The 13593-nt window shown below is 73.4% G+C and carries 19 protein-coding genes and 1 tRNA gene; 13 read left to right on the forward strand and 7 right to left on the reverse strand.

Annotated features, from left to right (window positions below; translation table 11 throughout):
- Positions 1 to 67: 67 nt before the first annotated feature.
- The 5 genes from Sdagh_RS20650 to Sdagh_RS20670 form a co-directional block, all read right to left on the reverse strand.
- Positions 68 to 1141: a CU044_5270 family protein gene (locus Sdagh_RS20650; protein ID WP_189417092.1), complete on the reverse strand. Its 1074-nt coding sequence runs from the start codon at positions 1139 to 1141 to the stop codon at positions 68 to 70.
- Positions 1138 to 1827: an RNA polymerase sigma factor gene (locus tag Sdagh_RS20655; protein ID WP_189417090.1), complete on the reverse strand. Its 690-nt coding sequence runs from the start codon at positions 1825 to 1827 to the stop codon at positions 1138 to 1140. The genes Sdagh_RS20650 and Sdagh_RS20655 overlap by 4 nt, the downstream gene beginning before the upstream one ends.
- A gap of 120 nt (positions 1828 to 1947) precedes the next feature.
- Positions 1948 to 2361 (reverse strand): hypothetical protein, encoded by a 414-nt coding sequence (locus Sdagh_RS20660; RefSeq protein ID WP_370594902.1) that lies wholly within the window; start codon positions 2359 to 2361, stop codon positions 1948 to 1950.
- A 45-nt stretch (positions 2362 to 2406) separates the two neighbouring features.
- Positions 2407 to 3171 carry an SDR family NAD(P)-dependent oxidoreductase gene (locus Sdagh_RS20665; RefSeq protein ID WP_190076890.1) on the reverse strand — a complete coding sequence of 255 codons (765 nt, stop codon included), beginning with the start codon at positions 3169 to 3171 and terminating at the stop codon, positions 2407 to 2409.
- Positions 3168 to 3665 carry a cupin domain-containing protein gene (locus Sdagh_RS20670; protein WP_372478459.1) on the reverse strand — a complete coding sequence of 166 codons (498 nt, stop codon included), beginning with the start codon at positions 3663 to 3665 and terminating at the stop codon, positions 3168 to 3170. Before Sdagh_RS20670 ends, Sdagh_RS20665 begins: the two co-directional genes overlap by 4 nt.
- Before the next feature lie 128 nt (positions 3666 to 3793).
- On the opposite strand from Sdagh_RS20670, the gene Sdagh_RS20675 reads away from it, so the two are divergent.
- The 5 genes from Sdagh_RS20675 (at position 3794) to Sdagh_RS20695 (ending at position 6387) form a co-directional block, all read left to right on the forward strand.
- Positions 3794 to 4384 carry an HhH-GPD-type base excision DNA repair protein gene (locus tag Sdagh_RS20675; protein WP_189417085.1) on the forward strand — a complete coding sequence of 197 codons (591 nt, stop codon included), beginning with the start codon at positions 3794 to 3796 and terminating at the stop codon, positions 4382 to 4384.
- Between the two features lie 69 nt (positions 4385 to 4453).
- The gene (locus Sdagh_RS20680) at positions 4454 to 4813 is read left to right on the forward strand and encodes a hypothetical protein (protein WP_190076891.1); all 360 of its coding nucleotides are present in this window, start codon (positions 4454 to 4456) and stop codon (positions 4811 to 4813) included.
- A gap of 82 nt (positions 4814 to 4895) precedes the next feature.
- On the forward strand, positions 4896 to 5051 hold the full coding sequence (locus Sdagh_RS20685; protein ID WP_190076892.1) for a hypothetical protein: 156 nt from the start codon (positions 4896 to 4898) through the stop codon (positions 5049 to 5051).
- A gap of 245 nt (positions 5052 to 5296) precedes the next feature.
- Complete coding sequence (locus tag Sdagh_RS20690; protein ID WP_003999914.1) at positions 5297 to 5593, forward strand: type II toxin-antitoxin system VapB family antitoxin; 297 nt, start codon at positions 5297 to 5299, stop codon at positions 5591 to 5593.
- Between the two features lie 158 nt (positions 5594 to 5751).
- A complete protein-coding gene (locus Sdagh_RS20695; RefSeq protein ID WP_190076939.1) occupies positions 5752 to 6387 on the forward strand; it encodes a LytR C-terminal domain-containing protein in 636 nt (211 codons plus the stop codon).
- Positions 6388 to 6414: 27 nt separating this feature from the next.
- Here Sdagh_RS20695 and upp read toward each other — a convergent pair whose 3' ends face one another.
- Entirely contained in the window at positions 6415 to 7050 is a 636-nt protein-coding gene (upp, locus tag Sdagh_RS20700) for a uracil phosphoribosyltransferase (RefSeq protein ID WP_189417078.1), read from the reverse strand.
- Between the two features lie 1088 nt (positions 7051 to 8138).
- Between upp and Sdagh_RS20705 the strand changes: the two genes are divergently transcribed.
- From Sdagh_RS20705 to Sdagh_RS20735, 7 genes are all read left to right on the forward strand, one after another.
- The gene (locus tag Sdagh_RS20705; RefSeq protein ID WP_189417243.1) at positions 8139 to 8672 is read left to right on the forward strand and encodes a tRNA adenosine deaminase-associated protein; all 534 of its coding nucleotides are present in this window, start codon (positions 8139 to 8141) and stop codon (positions 8670 to 8672) included.
- A gap of 59 nt (positions 8673 to 8731) precedes the next feature.
- A complete protein-coding gene (tadA, locus tag Sdagh_RS20710) occupies positions 8732 to 9163 on the forward strand; it encodes a tRNA adenosine(34) deaminase TadA (protein ID WP_226535550.1) in 432 nt (143 codons plus the stop codon).
- 45 nt (positions 9164 to 9208) lie between these two features.
- A tRNA-Ser gene (locus tag Sdagh_RS20715) sits at positions 9209 to 9293 on the forward strand.
- 92 nt (positions 9294 to 9385) lie between these two features.
- Positions 9386 to 9586: a hypothetical protein gene (locus Sdagh_RS20720; protein ID WP_189417307.1), complete on the forward strand. Its 201-nt coding sequence runs from the start codon at positions 9386 to 9388 to the stop codon at positions 9584 to 9586.
- Positions 9586 to 9879 carry a Dabb family protein gene (locus Sdagh_RS20725; protein ID WP_190076893.1) on the forward strand — a complete coding sequence of 98 codons (294 nt, stop codon included), beginning with the start codon at positions 9586 to 9588 and terminating at the stop codon, positions 9877 to 9879. Before Sdagh_RS20720 ends, Sdagh_RS20725 begins: the two co-directional genes overlap by 1 nt.
- Before the next feature lie 188 nt (positions 9880 to 10067).
- A complete protein-coding gene (locus Sdagh_RS20730) occupies positions 10068 to 11009 on the forward strand; it encodes an RNA polymerase sigma factor SigF (RefSeq protein ID WP_190076894.1) in 942 nt (313 codons plus the stop codon).
- Positions 11010 to 11278: 269 nt separating this feature from the next.
- Positions 11279 to 12199, forward strand: coding sequence for an RNA polymerase sigma factor SigF (locus Sdagh_RS20735; RefSeq protein ID WP_189417068.1), 921 nt, complete (start codon positions 11279 to 11281; stop codon positions 12197 to 12199).
- Between the two features lie 406 nt (positions 12200 to 12605).
- On the opposite strand, the gene Sdagh_RS20740 is transcribed toward Sdagh_RS20735, so the two are convergent.
- Positions 12606 to 12806: a hypothetical protein gene (locus tag Sdagh_RS20740; protein ID WP_189417066.1), complete on the reverse strand. Its 201-nt coding sequence runs from the start codon at positions 12804 to 12806 to the stop codon at positions 12606 to 12608.
- 206 nt (positions 12807 to 13012) lie between these two features.
- On the opposite strand from Sdagh_RS20740, the gene Sdagh_RS20745 reads away from it, so the two are divergent.
- Complete coding sequence (locus tag Sdagh_RS20745) at positions 13013 to 13513, forward strand: MarR family winged helix-turn-helix transcriptional regulator (RefSeq protein WP_189417064.1); 501 nt, start codon at positions 13013 to 13015, stop codon at positions 13511 to 13513.
- Positions 13514 to 13593: the final 80 nt, after the last annotated feature.

Genomic DNA, 13593 nt, shown 5'->3' on the forward strand with positions numbered 1-13593 from the left:
CGACGTGTTGGGGGCCGAAAAGGCCCCGACCGGGCAGGGGTCGGGGCCTTTCAGGGTGTGGGGCGGGTCACGCCGGGTCGGTGGGCGAGTCCGGGCGGGCCCGGTAGGCGTCCACCACACCCCGGGTCAGGACCGCGTTCTCCTCCAGGGTCTGGCCTGCCTTGCCGGACGTCGTGTCGCGGGTGAGGTAGGTGCGTTCGCCGAGGTAGATGAGGGTGTCGGGGGCGAAGACCCACTCGGTGGCGGTGGCGGCGCGGGTGTCGGTGCGGCGGATGCCGTAGCCGTGCCGGCCCGCCGCGTCCTCGGCGTCCGTCTCCCTGGTCACGCCGGGGATCTTCGCGGCGGCCCGGTAGAGGGCGGCGGCGTTGCGTGGGGGCATGTACGTCTCGGAGAGCAGGTCGCCGATGGTGTCGAAGACGGCCTGGGCCTTTTCCTGGCCGTCGTCCGGGTCGGTCAGGTCGTACAGGCGCTCGAGGAGTCGGTCGGGGTCGGTGGGGAGGGTGGAGAGCCAGGTGTAGGTGGGGCGGTCGAGGCCGGCGGGGACGCCCTCGGAGCCGGGCGGGACCAGTTCGTTGACGGGGAAGTAGGAGCCGTTCTCGTGGATCAGGCCGACCGTCTTCGCGGGAGCGGGGTCCTGGGACCACCACACCTCCCGTTCGGCCGGCTCGCCCGCCGCCCGGTAGGTGCCGTCCTCCTCAAGCTCCGCACCGGCGCTCAGGCTCTTGACGTAGACGTACTGGTCGTCGCGGACGGCGGTGGCCTCGGTCCGGGCCGCCACCTCGGCGACCTGCTGGAGCAGGACGGCCGCGCCGCCGCCCGGCGGGGTGGGGCGGTCGTCGCCGGTGGTGGTGAGCGTGACGGCGAGGACGCCCGCCAGGGCGGTGGCCGCCAGCGGGGTCCACAGCGCCGGGCGGCGCAGGAACGGGCGGGACCGGGACGGGCGGGGCTCACGGGCACGGTCGTTGTCGATGAGGTGCATCAGGCGGTCCTTGTGGTGGAAGTGCCGCTCGGCGGAGAGGTCCCGTTCGGGCGGGGGCGGCAGGAGGCGGAGCAGCGGGTCGCGGTCCGTCTCCTCCCGGCCGGCCCCCTCGGCGCCGTGGTGGCGGGGGGCCCGGTCGGGTCCGTTACCGGTGGCGTTCATCGGGGTGCCTCCTTCGTCCGCTGGGCTGTCGGCAGAGCCGCGAACGCGGTCTCACCGGGTATCTCTCCGTGGCGGTGGGGGAGTTCCGGGTCCACCGCCGGCTTCCGGGCGCGGGCCGTCCCGGGCGGCCCGCGCCGCTCCTCCTCCAGATACCGGTCGGTCAGGCGGCGCAGCCTGGCGCGGGCCCGGGACAGCCGGGACCGCACGGTGCCGACCGGGACGCCCAGGGCCTCGGCGGCCTGCGGGTAGTCGAGGCCGGACCAGACGCACAGGGCCAGCACCTCGCGTTCCGTACGCCGCAGCCGTCCGAGGACCTGGCGTACGGCGGCCAGCCGGCGGGCGTCGTCGAGGCGTCCGGCGCTCTCCTCGGCGAAGTCGGCCACCGGTTCCGGCGCCGGGCGGCGGGCCAGGAAGGCCAGCCGCCGGCCGGTGCCGCGGTTGGCGTTGCGGGCCTTGTTCGTCGCGATGCCCAGCAGCCACGGCCCGAGCGCGCCGCGGTCCGGGTCGAGCCGGGTCCGGCCGCGCCAGGCCTCCAGGAAGGTGTCCCCCATCACCTCCTCCGCGGTCGACCAGTCACCGGTCAGCCGGTAGGCGTAGTTGTAGACGGGGCGCGCGTACTCCTCGTACAGCTCCGCGAAGGCGTCCCGGTCGCCCGCCCGGATGCGCGCGCGCAGGCGCTCACTCATGTCCGTCGCTCATCGCCCGTCGCTCATGTCCGTCGCTCAGGTCCCGCTCGTGTCCGCACCTCACACCCTGGTCTCTCCGGAGCGAGGGAACGGTTCCGCGTGAGCTGGATCACGGGCGGGTCATCGTCCGGTCCGGGCCGGGCGGGTCGCCGTCGTCTGGTCCAGGCCGGAGGTGCGGACCGTCGCCCGGACCGTCCAGGCGCCCGGGAGGGGGAGGGTGAGGGAGCTGGTGCTCCAGTAGCCGCCCCGGTCGACAAGTCCCGCGTCGATCGGGCCGGCGTCCCGGTCGGGGAGAGTGCCGGGGAGAGTGAAGGAGAGGGGGAGCCCGGGTACGGCGGTCAGGGCGCCGTCGGCGTCGAGGACGACGGCCCGGACCGTGTTGTCGCCGGTGCGGCCCGGGTCCAGGGTGACCTGGACGGCGCCCCGGCCGCCCGGGGTGCCGACGTCGAAGGGGATCGTGGTGACGGACGCGGCGGCGCCGCGCTCACCGGGACGGGCCGGCAGGACAGGTCCGACGACGGGATCGACGGGCACGGGATCGACGGCACGGGTCGCAGGACGGCCCGGCGGGCGGACACGTCACCAGGACGGCCGGGCCGAGACTCCCCCGTCCACCACCAGGTCGTGGCCGGTGATGAAGGAGGCCAGCGGGGAGGCGAGGAACACGCAGGCGTCGCCGATGTCCTCGGGGCGTCCGAGCCGGCCGGCGGGCGCCGCCGCGAGCCAGCGTCGTACACCCTCGGGCCAGGACTCGGTCAGACCGGCCCGGTCGGTGAGGCCGGGGGAGACGGTGTTGACGCGGATGCCCCACGGGCCGTACTCCAGGGCCGCCGCGCGGGCGTGTGTCACGACCGCCGCCTTGGCGGCGCCGTAGTGGGCGTGCCCGGGGGCGGGGGCGCGGGCCTCGATCGAGGCGATGTGGGTGACGGTGCCGCCGGTGCCGGTGCGGCGCATCACCTCCGCCGCCGCCTGCGTGCACGCGAAGACGCTGGTCAGGTCGGTGTCCACCACCGACCGCCACGCGGCGGCCGGCATCCCGGGCAGGGCGCGCACCGGCTGGACGGCCGCGTTGTTGACCAGCGCGTCCAGCCGTCCGCCGCCCCAGTCGGCGGCCTCCTCGACCAGGTTCCGGCAGGCGTCCTCGTCGGTGAGGTCGGCCCGCAGCACCACCGCCCGGCCCCCGCGCCCGCGCACCAGGTCCACGACGTCGCCGGCCGCCGCCACCGACGTACGGCAGTGCACCGCGACCGCCGCGCCCTCCTGCGCCAGGCGCAGGGCGATGCCCCGGCCGATGCCGCCGCCCGCGCCGGTGACCAGGGCTGTCTGTCCGTCAAGGAGGCTCATGGGCGGCACAGTTCCATGATCCGGGCCGCTTCGGCCGGGTAGCGAGCCGTCAGCTCGTCCGCGTCGCCGTGCTCGTAGTCCGCGGCGGTGAAGCCGGGGGCCATCGTGCAGCCGAAGAGTGTCCAGGCGCCACCCGGCCCGACCCGGCCGCCCATCCAGGTGCCGGCCGGGACGGTGAGCTGGACGTGCTGGCCGCCCAGGACGTCCGGTCCCAGGACCGCCGTACGGGCGGTGCCGTCGGGGGCGAGGAGGAGCAGGTCGAGGGGGTCGCCGAGGTAGTGGTGCCAGATCTCGTCGGCGGTCAGGCGGTGCAGGGCGGAGAAGTCGCCGGGGCGGGCGGTCAGCAGCGCGACGATCGCGGTGCCCGCCGGGCGGCCGTCGGAGCGTTCGGGTCCGGCCCAGGTGCGCCGGAACAGGCCGCCCTCGCGCGGGATCGGCTCCAGCCCGTAGTGCGCGACGAGCTCCTCGGGGGTCGGCGGACTCATCTGCCTCATCCGCCGAAGGGTACGCGGGCGGCCGTCTCCTCGACGGCGGCGCGCAGCACGGCTGTCGCCCGGAGCGGGACCGTACGCCGCCCCCGTACCGGCGCGCGGCCCGCCGGCCGGCGCGCGATCATCGGGGCATGGACGTCACCCTGCACCTCGCCCAGGACCCCGAGGCCGACGAACTGCTCGGCCGCAGTCCGCTCGCCGCGCTGATCGGGATGCTGCTGGACCAGCAGATCCCGATGGAGTGGGCGTTCAAGGGCCCCGCCACCATCGCCCGCCGGATGGGCGCGGACGACCTGGACGCGCACGACATCGCCGCGTACGACCCGGAGGAGTTCGCGGCCCTGCTCGCAGCGAAGCCGGCCGTGCACCGCTACCCGGGGTCGATGGCCGGCCGTGTCCAGCAGCTCTGCCGGTACCTCGTGGAGCACTACGACGGTGCCGCCGAGGCCGTCTGGCGCGACGCCGCCTCCGGCCGCGAGCTGGTGAAGCGCCTCCAGGAGCTGCCGGGCTTCGGCAAGCAGAAGGCCCAGATCTTCCTCGCCCTGCTCGGCAAGCGGCTCGGGGTGCGGCCGGAGGGCTGGCGGGAGGCGGCGGGCCCGTACGGCGAGGACGGGTCCTTCCGTTCGGTCGCCGACATCACGGGCCCTGAGTCACTGGCCAAGGTCCGCGCGCACAAGCAGGAGATGAAGGCGGCGGCGAAGGCGGCCAAGGCCAAGCAGTAGGAGGGGACGGGCGCCCCGACCGGACCACTCCGGGATGCGGCTGCCGCGCGGCCGTCCACAGCATGGAGCATGGCCGAGTCTCCGGGCGGCTCCCGTACGCGCCGTGCGCGGTGCCCGCGTGCGACGCGGGTGCTGGTCCTGCTGCTCGCCCTGTTCGTGCCCGGGGCGCACGCGCAGGCGTCGGTGCCGCCGTCCGCCCCGATCGCCGCGGACGCCGGGAGCGGCGGTACGGCGGCGGAGTACGACCTGCTCGACACCGCCCCGCGCGTCCCGGCCCGTGCGACCCGGCGCCCCTGCGCGCCACGGCGGCCCGCGCCACCGCCGGGCGTCCGGCACCGGCCCGCCGCCGTCGTGCCGCCGCCCGCTCCCTCCTGGCCCTTTCCTCCTGCCCGCCCTCCCGTTCCGCGCTGCGTGGTCCTGCGCTGCTGACGGGGCCGGTCCCGGCCGTACGCGACTCGGCCGGACCACCCGGCGCCCCGCACGGACCCGACTCACGGAACAGGGAGACCCCATGCCCAGAGACCCTTACGCCGTTCTGCGCGCCCTCCTGCGCGCGGAGGCCGCCCGCACCACCGCCGGCCCCGCCCCCGAACCCGCCCCCGGGCGGCCCGCTCCGGCGACCCCGGCGAAGCGGCAGCAACCCGCACGCGAGCCCGGACGCGGCTGACCCCCGAGACGGCGGGGCGCGGCGGCCGGACACAAGAGAAAGGGGACGGGAACCGGGAGGGCGGGCGCGGGAACCGGGAGGGCGGACGGGGGAACCGGGAGGGCGGGCGCGGGGGCGGCCGGTGCGAAGGAGGGGCGGCCGATGTCCCCGTTTCCGCGTTTCCCCCCTCTTTGCTCCTTCTTTTTCCGTCCCGCACTCCGCCTCCATGGCTGCGCCCGGAACGTCTGGGCCGGTAGGCTTTCCGTGTGATCTTCAAGCGCATCGGAAACGGCCGGCCGTACCCCGACCACGGCCGGGAGAGCACCCGGCAGTGGGCGGACGTCGCGCCGCGCCCGGTCCGCCTCGATCAGCTCGTGACGACCAAGGGCCAGCTCGACCTGGAGACCCTCCTCGCCGAGGACTCCACCTTCTACGGCGACCTCTTCGCGCACGTCGTGAAGTGGCAGGGCGACCTCTATCTGGAGGACGGCCTGCACCGCGCGGTACGCGCCGCGCTCCAGCAGCGCCAGGTACTCCACGCCCGCGTCCTCGAACTCGACTGACATCCGCCTCGGTGACCCCCGGCTGACACCCCGACAGGCGTCCCCTGACCCGTCCGGGTTGCATTCCGATACCGCCCGCGGCGTCGAATGATCATCTAGTAGGCATTGCCGCTCGGGCGCACTACGCTGCGTGCATGAGCATGCTGACTCCCCCCGGCATGGGCGGAAAATACCGGATCACGGGTGACAAGTACCCGCGGATGCGGCCTCCCCGGCGGCGCGGCAGGCTCGCCACCCTCTCCGTGGCCGGCGTCGCCGTCCTCGGTCTGCTCGGCTGGGGCACCTGGCAGCTCGTCGACGTCTTCACCGGCGGCGACGAGGCGTCCGCCGCCGGGTCCGGCACGGCCCGCCGCTGCACCCCGGCCGACACCGTCGGCACGAACGTTTCGCCGTCCCCCGTGACCGTACCGGAACCCGGCGGGATCACGGTCAACGTCCTGAACGCCACGACCCGCAGCGGCCTCGCCAAGGAGACCGCCGACGAACTGAAGAAGCGCGGCTTCCGCATCGGCGACGTGGGCAACGCGCCCGCGGAGTACGACAAGAAGGTCGACGGCACCGGCCTCCTGCTCGGTCCCGCCGCGGCCCTGAGGACCACGCTGCCCGTGCTCGGCACCCAGCTCCCGGCCGCCGAGCGGCGCACCGACGCCGGCCGCAAGGGCGCCGCCGTCGACCTGATCATCGGGGACGACTTCAAGGGCCTGGCGAAGAAGGCCGGGGCGGACAGGGCGCTGGCCGCGCTCGGCTCGCCCGAGCCCGCCGCCAGCGCCGGGAACGGCGGGAAGGGCTGCTGAGCGGGCCGGCGCCGACCGGGTCCCGCGTTACTCGGCCGCGCCGTACATGCGGTCGCCCGCGTCGCCGAGGCCCGGCACGATGTACCCCTGCTCGTTGAGCCGCTGGTCGACCGAGGCGGTCACGACCGTCACCGGGGTGCCGGCCAGCTCGCGCTCCATCACCTCGACGCCCTCGGGCGCGGCGAGCAGCACGACGGCGGTCACGTCGTCGGCGCCGCGCCGGATCAGCTCCTTGATCGCGGCGACCAGGGTGCCGCCGGTGGCCAGCATCGGGTCCAGCACGTACACCTGGCGGCCGGAGAGGTCGTCGGGCATGCGGGTGGCGTACGTGCTGGCCTGGAGGGTCTCCTCGTTGCGCACCATGCCAAGGAAGCCGACCTCGGCGGTCGGCAGCAGCCGGACCATGCCGTCGAGCATGCCGAGCCCGGCCCGCAGGATCGGCACCACCAGCGGGCGCGGGTGGGACAGCTTGACGCCCGTGGTCCGCTCGACCGGCGTCTGGATGTCGACCTGTTCGGTCCGCACGTCACGGGTGGCCTCGTAGGCGAGCAGGGTGACCAGCTCGTCGGCGAGGCGACGGAAGGTCGCGGAGTCGGTGCGGCGGTCGCGCAGCGTGGTGAGCTTGTGGGCGACCAAGGGGTGGTCGACGACGTGGAGACGCATGTCCCCCACAGTAACCGGGCCCCGTGACACCGGCGTCCCCGCGCCCGTGCGAACGCCCCGCCGCCGCACTCCGCCCACTCGCCCGCGTCGGACCGCCCTTACGGGGGAAGACGGAAAGGACGAACGCGGGGTGGTGAGACTGTGCCTGACCGGACAATCCCCAACAGGCCCTCCAGGGGCGAGGAAACGGCGACGGGACCGGACCCGGCGCATCGGGACCGGACGGAACGGGACCGAGCGGAGACGAGCCGGACGAAGACGAGCCGGACGCGGACGGACCAGAAGGGCCTGACGGACCGTACGGACCGGAGGGACCGTACGGACCGGACGGAGACGAGTCGGACGACGGCGCCGGGCCGGACGGAGACGACGAGGCGCAAGGAAACGACGACGCGCACGGAGACGAGGCGCGGAGGAACGCAGCGTACGGAGGCGAGGCGTACGGATACGCAGCGGACGAGGACGAGGACGAGGCGCGCGGCCGAGAACCCGCCGGCGCGGGAACGGACGGCGGCCGACGAACAGCCGCCCGCACCGGCCCCGGCCCAGGACCCGGCTCCGGACCCGGCCCGCGATCCCGGTCCCGCCCCGAACGCGGACGCCGAGCGGCGCCGGCGGCGGGAGCGGTTCCTGCGGGAGCTGCGCGAGGCCCGGGAACTGCGGGACCGGGTGCAGCCGCGCAGGGCCCGGACCGCCCGGCTGCGGCGGGCGATGCGGATGCGGACCTTCCGCTGGTAGCCCGGCCGGGTTGTCCGGCCGCCGGGGAAGATCGGGCGCCGCGCCGGTGTTGCCCTGGCGCGGGTGTGCGCGGACGCCGAGGAAAAGCCGCGTACGATCCGCACGTGGCGGTGACGAGTGTGCTGGTGAGCCCCTCGTGACGCGGTTCCGGCGTGCTCGTGGACGGGACGGTGTCCAGGGCGGGCCCACGATCAGGACGGCCGGACACAGGGAGCCGAAGACGTCCCCTGACGGCCATGTTTCTGCCACGATTCCGAGTGGGTGGGGCTCGGAGACCGCTCCTGGCCCGCCCGAGACCTCCGCCGGGGGGAACCCCGACCGGCACGCCTATGACCAGTGGGAGAGTCACGGTGTACTTCGCCGCACTGCTCGCGCGCACCGAAGACGGGTGGGAAGCGAGCGACACGGAGCTGGACGATGTGGAGACCCTGTCGGATCTGGCCGACCTGGCCCGGGAAGCCTCTCCCGACGAGGACACCGTCCTCGTCCTGATCGAGCAGGAAGGCGGGTGGTTCGGTGTCGTCCGCGTGGACGGCGAGGAGGACCCCCGCATCTACGTCTCGGACGCCGCTGCCGCCGCGCGCAGCAGCTACGGCGAGATCCTGCTCACCGATGAACTGCTCGGCCGGGAACCCGACGACGTCCCCGACCTCGACGCCCTCGACCTCGACGGCACCGAGGACGGCGACGCCGACGACGAGGAACCCGGGGGCGCCGCGGACACCCCCGCCGCCGACGCCGTGCCGCACGGCCCGGTGGGGGACGCCGGGGTCCTGGACGACCTGGGCGTGAGCAGGAAGGAGCTGCTGTCGATGACCGAGGACGCGCTCATGGAGATCGCCGAGTCGCTGGGCGCCTCGGAGACACTGGAGACCGTCCGCTGACCGCACCGGGCGGCCGTCGTCCGTCGCCGGACCCGGTGCGCGACCCCTGGCGGCCCGCGATGCGGCTCGCCCTGGACGAGGCGCGCCGGGCCGCCGTCGGCGGGGACGTCCCCGTCGGCGCCGTCGTGCTGTCCCCGGACGGCACCGAGGTGCTCGCCGCCGGGCACAACGAGCGGGAGGCCACCGGCGACCCGACCGCCCACGCCGAGGTCCTGGCGGTGCGGCGGGCCGCCGAGCGGCTCGGCGCGTGGCGGCTGACCGGCTGCACGCTCGTCGTCACGCTGGAGCCCTGCGTGATGTGCGCGGGCGCCCTCGTGCAGTCCCGCGTCGACCGGGTGGTCTACGGCGCCCGCGACGAGAAGGCGGGCGCGGCCGGCTCCCTGTGGGACGTCGTCCGCGACCGGCGGCTCAACCACCGCCCCGAGGTGATCGAGGGCGTGCTCGCGGCGGACTGCGCGGACCTGCTGACCGCCTTCTTCCGCAACCGCTGAGAACCGATTACGGAGCACCCCGCACCGTGCTGTAAAGTCTCCCCCGGTAGCGTGTCCGAGCGGCCGAAGGAGCTCGCCTCGAAAGCGAGTGTGGCGCAAGTCACCGAGGGTTCAAATCCCTCCGCTACCGCTCTTTGAAGGACCCCGTCGTACGGCGGGGTCCTTCGTGCGATCATGAGCAGCGCTCGGGCAGCGGAGCAGCCGGCCGGCCGGGCGGCAGGCATGTCAGCGACAGGGGAGGCCGCGGTGGCGGTGAACGCGAAGAAGATCGCCGTCTATGTGGTCGTGGTCTTCGTGCTGTACCTGATCATCACGGACCCGGCCAAGGCCGCGGACTACGTGCAGATAGGGTTCGAGGGCATTTCCGACGCCGCCAAGGCCATCGGCGACTTCATGTCCTGGGTCGCCCACGGAGGACAGTGATGATCCGGCACCTGGTTCTGTTCAAGCTCGACGAGGGCGTCCGGCGCGACGACCCGCGGGTGGTCGAGGGCGTCGAGGCGTTCCGCGCCCTCGGCGACCAGATCGACGAGCTGCGGTTCTGGGAATGCGCCTGGAACATCACCGACCGCCCCATCGCCTACGACTTCGCCATCAACTCCGCCGTCGACGACACCGACGCCCTCAAGCGCTACCTGGAGCACCCGGCGCACCAGGCCGGCGTCACGCTCTGGCGCGAGTTCGCCACCTGGGTGATGGCCGACTACGAGTTCTAGACCGCCGGCCCGCGGCCGCGCCCGAGCCCCCTGCCCCGCACCTCTCCGGTGCGGGGTTTCTTCTGTGACGCATGCCGGTTTTACCCACCTTGGCGCCCTTTCCTACCTCAACACGACCTTATGCGGTGCTTGCACACAGTGCACATGTCTTGTGATGCTATGACCGCTTTTGACGGATGAGTTGACGGATGAGCGCGACGAATCACGAGGTGGAGTTGACCGTGCCGGCCAGTACTGCGCCTCAAGCACCGCCGCAGGGACCCCAGGAGACCGCCGAGACCGCCGAGACCGCCGACTCCCCCGCTCCCGCCCCCGCCCCTGCCCCGGCCCCCGCACCCGCCCCGCAGCCCGCGCCCCGGCGCAGCAGCCGGGGGGCCGACACCCGGGCCCTGACCCAGGTGCTCTTCGGCGAACTGAAGGAGCTGACACCCGGTTCCAGCGAGCACACCCGGGTGCGCGCGGCGCTCATCGAGGCCAACCTCCCGCTGGTGCGCTACGCCGCCGCCCGCTTCCGCTCCCGCAACGAGCCGATGGAGGACGTCGTCCAGGTCGGCACGATCGGCCTGATCAACGCCATCGACCGGTTCGACCCGGACCGGGGCGTGCAGTTCCCGACCTTCGCGATGCCGACCGTCGTCGGCGAGATCAAGCGGTACTTCCGCGACAACGTCCGCACCGTCCACGTACCGCGCCGGCTGCACGAGCTGTGGGTCCAGGTGAACAGCGCGACCGAGGACCTGACGACGGCCTTCGGGCGCTCCCCGACCACCGCCGAGATCGCCGAGAGGCTGCGCATCAGCGAGGAGGAGGTGCTGTCCTGCATCGAGGCGGGGCGGTCGTACCACGCCACCTCGCTGGAGGCGGCGCAGGAGGGCGACGGGCTGCCCGGCCTGCTGGACCGGCTCGGCTACGAGGACCCCGCCCTCGACGGCGTCGAGCACCGCGACCTGGTCCGGCACCTCCTCGTCCAGCTCCCCGAACGGGAGCAGCGCATCCTGCTGCTGCGGTACTACAGTAATCTCACCCAGTCGCAGATCAGCGCGGAACTCGGCGTCTCCCAGATGCACGTCTCGCGGCTACTGGCGCGTAGCTTCCAGCGGTTGAGGTCCGCGAACCGGATCGACGCGTAATCGCAAGCGCAAGCGGGCCATAACCCGCGAGAACGAACCGTCCACCAGGCCCTTTGCCGTGGTTTTCGGCCCGACAGGCCGTCAGACCCCCTGTTTCCAGGGGGTTTTCGCATCTCGCATGTCGACATGTCACTACAGCGTGTTGCCGACATGTGACATTCTGCGTGAGACGCGTTTGCCGGGGCTCCGGCTCCGGTATTCAGGTGAAGGCTGCGTTCCTGAAGTGGGAGCGCCAGGCCACGACCGTCCCGCGACCCAAAGGGGGTGGCATGTCCGCAGACCAGGGCAGCTCGAAGGTGCTCGCGCTCGTGGAGAGCGAGACCGCGCCCGACGCGCTCGACGCGCTCGGCTCCATCGACGAGGCCGTAACGCTCGATGCCGTGCCGGCCCAGCCTCTCCCGGCTCTCCCGCCCCTCCCGGCGCCGGAGGCCATCGACACCCGCACCCTGTCCCGCTCCCTGTTCCTGCGGCTCGCCGCGCTCGACGAGGACAGCCCGGAGCGGGCCTACGTCCGGGACACCCTGATCGAGCTGAACCTCCCGCTGGTGCGGTACGCCGCCGCGCGCTTCCGCTCGCGCAACGAGCCGATGGAGGACATCGTCCAGGTCGGCACGATCGGCCTGATCAAGGCGATCGACCGGTTCGACTGCGAACGGGGCGTGGAGTTCCCGACGTTCGCGATGCCGACCGTCGTCGGCGAGATCAAGCGGTTCTTCCGGGACACCTCGTGGTCGGTGCGGGTGCCGCGCCGCCTCCAGGAGCTGCGCCTCGCCCTGACCAAGGCGTCCGACGAGCTGTCGCAGAAGCTGGACCGCTCGCCCACGGTCGGCGAACTGGCCACCGTGCTCGGGGTGTCGGAGGAGGACGTCGTCGACGGCCTCGCGGTCGGCAACGCGTACACCGCCTCCTCGCTGGACTCGCCGGCCCCGGAGGACGACGGTGGCGAGGGCTCCCTGGCGGACCGCCTGGGTTATGAGGACACGGCCCTCGAAGGGGTGGAGTACCGGGAGTCGCTCAAGCCGCTGCTGGCCAAGCTGCCGCCCCGGGAACGGCGGATCATCATGCTCCGCTTCTTCGCCAACATGACCCAGTCACAGATCGGCGAGGAGGTCGGCATCTCGCAGATGCACGTCTCCCGGCTGCTGACCCGGACCCTGGCCCAGCTCCGCGACGGACTCATCGCCGACTGACCCCGACCGCACGCCCGGTATCGGCCGACCGCTCCTCGGCCGAGCCCTCCTTCACCGATGGCCACGCCCGCCGACCACTGTGCCGGTCACCGTCGGCCGGCCGGTCGTACCCGCGTCGGCGGTCCCTCCGGCGAACCGTTTCCGCCGTCCGCCCGCGCACCGGCCGCCCGCGACCGACACCACGCGGACACCACGCATGTACGGGTCACCGCATCGAACGCCCGTAAACCGGTCGCCGCGGCGATCGCCCACGTACCGACCGCGCAGCCGCACGCCCACCCGCCCGGTGCCGTCCGCCGCGGGACGACCGCACCGCCGCGGGCGCGCCCGAGGGCGCCGCGGCGGTGACGGGGGGGGGACGGTGGGGGCGTACGCGTCCGTACGGTTCGGGTCCGCGGGCGCGTGGTCAGCTCAGCGCGAGCCAGGCCACCGCCGCGACGACCACGATGACGGCCACGACACCGACGATGAGACCGACGCGGGGGCCGGAGGAGCCGGCGGCGGCCGTCGGCCGGGTGGCCGGGCCCTCCTCGTCGACGAACGCGCGGAACATCTGGGTGCTGCCTGCGGGGTCGTAATTGCCCTGGGGGCCCTGGTTGTTCGCCATGGGCCGAGACACTAGCGAATCCGGCGGGCAGCCCCAACCGCAGGCCCGCCCCGGAGGGCCGCTCCCCGGTCGACCCCCGCCACCAGTGCGTTTACATTCGCAATACTTGCCTTTGCCAAGCTTTTAGTGCTCTCTTACCTTCTTTATTTGCCTTCAGCAACCATCAGCTCTTATGGTTGCCCTAAGCAACAAATCAGGAGGTGCAGATGGCCGGAAAGGCGCAGTACGAGGAGCTGATCCGCCAGTTCAGCGCCTTCGGCGCCGTGAAGCGGGAGCTGGGCCGCATCCTGCCGGCCGACTGCCCCGGTGGCTCCGCCGCCGTACTGACGTTGCTCGGCCGCCACGGCGACATGCGCATGAGCAAGCTCGCGGAGCTGCTCTCCGTGGACATGTCGGTGACCAGCCGCCATGTCGCGCACATCGCCGATCGGGGTTGGATCGAACGGTCCCCCGATCCGGCCGACAAGCGCTCGCGCATCCTGCGTCTGACGCCCGAGGGCCAGGCGCAGCTCGACGAGCTGTCCGAACGGACCACACAGCTGCTCGCCCACCGCCTGGGCGACTGGACCGACGACGAGGTCGGCCAGCTCGCGGGGCTCATGGCCCGGCTCAGGGCGAGTTTCGACGACTGCCGGTCGGCGCCGGCGCGGACCGCCGCGCCGCACCCGGCCGAGCAGTCCACCCGTACACCCGCGATCACCACGTAAGTAAAGGAAGTCCATGGCAACGACCACACCGGCCGGTGTGCGGGCTCATGCCAAGCACGGGGGAGGCTCCTCGGGAGACG

The sequence above is a fragment of the Streptomyces daghestanicus genome (genome assembly GCF_020521275.1).
GTDB lineage: Bacteria > Actinomycetota > Actinomycetes > Streptomycetales > Streptomycetaceae > Streptomyces > Streptomyces griseoviridis.

What these genes read in the sequence shown, in the direction of transcription:
- Sdagh_RS20650 (WP_189417092.1), bottom strand. Translation starts at nt 1,141, where the DNA reads ATGAACGCCACCGGTAACGGACCCGACCGGGCCCCCCGCCACCACGGC.
- Sdagh_RS20655 (WP_189417090.1), bottom strand. Translation starts at nt 1,827, where the DNA reads ATGAGTGAGCGCCTGCGCGCGCGCATCCGGGCGGGCGACCGGGACGCC.
- Sdagh_RS20665 (WP_190076890.1), bottom strand. Translation starts at nt 3,171, where the DNA reads ATGAGCCTCCTTGACGGACAGACAGCCCTGGTCACCGGCGCGGGCGGC.
- Sdagh_RS20670 (WP_372478459.1), bottom strand. Translation starts at nt 3,665, where the DNA reads ATGAGGCAGATGAGTCCGCCGACCCCCGAGGAGCTCGTCGCGCACTAC.
- Sdagh_RS20675 (WP_189417085.1), top strand. Translation starts at nt 3,794, where the DNA reads ATGGACGTCACCCTGCACCTCGCCCAGGACCCCGAGGCCGACGAACTG.
- Sdagh_RS20680 (WP_190076891.1), top strand. Translation starts at nt 4,454, where the DNA reads ATGGCCGAGTCTCCGGGCGGCTCCCGTACGCGCCGTGCGCGGTGCCCG.
- Sdagh_RS20685 (WP_190076892.1), top strand. Translation starts at nt 4,896, where the DNA reads ATGCCCAGAGACCCTTACGCCGTTCTGCGCGCCCTCCTGCGCGCGGAG.
- Sdagh_RS20695 (WP_190076939.1), top strand. Translation starts at nt 5,752, where the DNA reads ATGGGCGGAAAATACCGGATCACGGGTGACAAGTACCCGCGGATGCGG.
- upp (WP_189417078.1), bottom strand. Translation starts at nt 7,050, where the DNA reads ATGCGTCTCCACGTCGTCGACCACCCCTTGGTCGCCCACAAGCTCACC.
- tadA (WP_226535550.1), top strand. Translation starts at nt 8,732, where the DNA reads ATGCGGCTCGCCCTGGACGAGGCGCGCCGGGCCGCCGTCGGCGGGGAC.
- Sdagh_RS20720 (WP_189417307.1), top strand. Translation starts at nt 9,386, where the DNA reads ATGTCAGCGACAGGGGAGGCCGCGGTGGCGGTGAACGCGAAGAAGATC.
- Sdagh_RS20725 (WP_190076893.1), top strand. Translation starts at nt 9,586, where the DNA reads ATGATCCGGCACCTGGTTCTGTTCAAGCTCGACGAGGGCGTCCGGCGC.
- Sdagh_RS20730 (WP_190076894.1), top strand. Translation starts at nt 10,068, where the DNA reads ATGAGCGCGACGAATCACGAGGTGGAGTTGACCGTGCCGGCCAGTACT.
- Sdagh_RS20735 (WP_189417068.1), top strand. Translation starts at nt 11,279, where the DNA reads ATGTCCGCAGACCAGGGCAGCTCGAAGGTGCTCGCGCTCGTGGAGAGC.
- Sdagh_RS20740 (WP_189417066.1), bottom strand. Translation starts at nt 12,806, where the DNA reads ATGGCGAACAACCAGGGCCCCCAGGGCAATTACGACCCCGCAGGCAGC.
- Sdagh_RS20745 (WP_189417064.1), top strand. Translation starts at nt 13,013, where the DNA reads ATGGCCGGAAAGGCGCAGTACGAGGAGCTGATCCGCCAGTTCAGCGCC.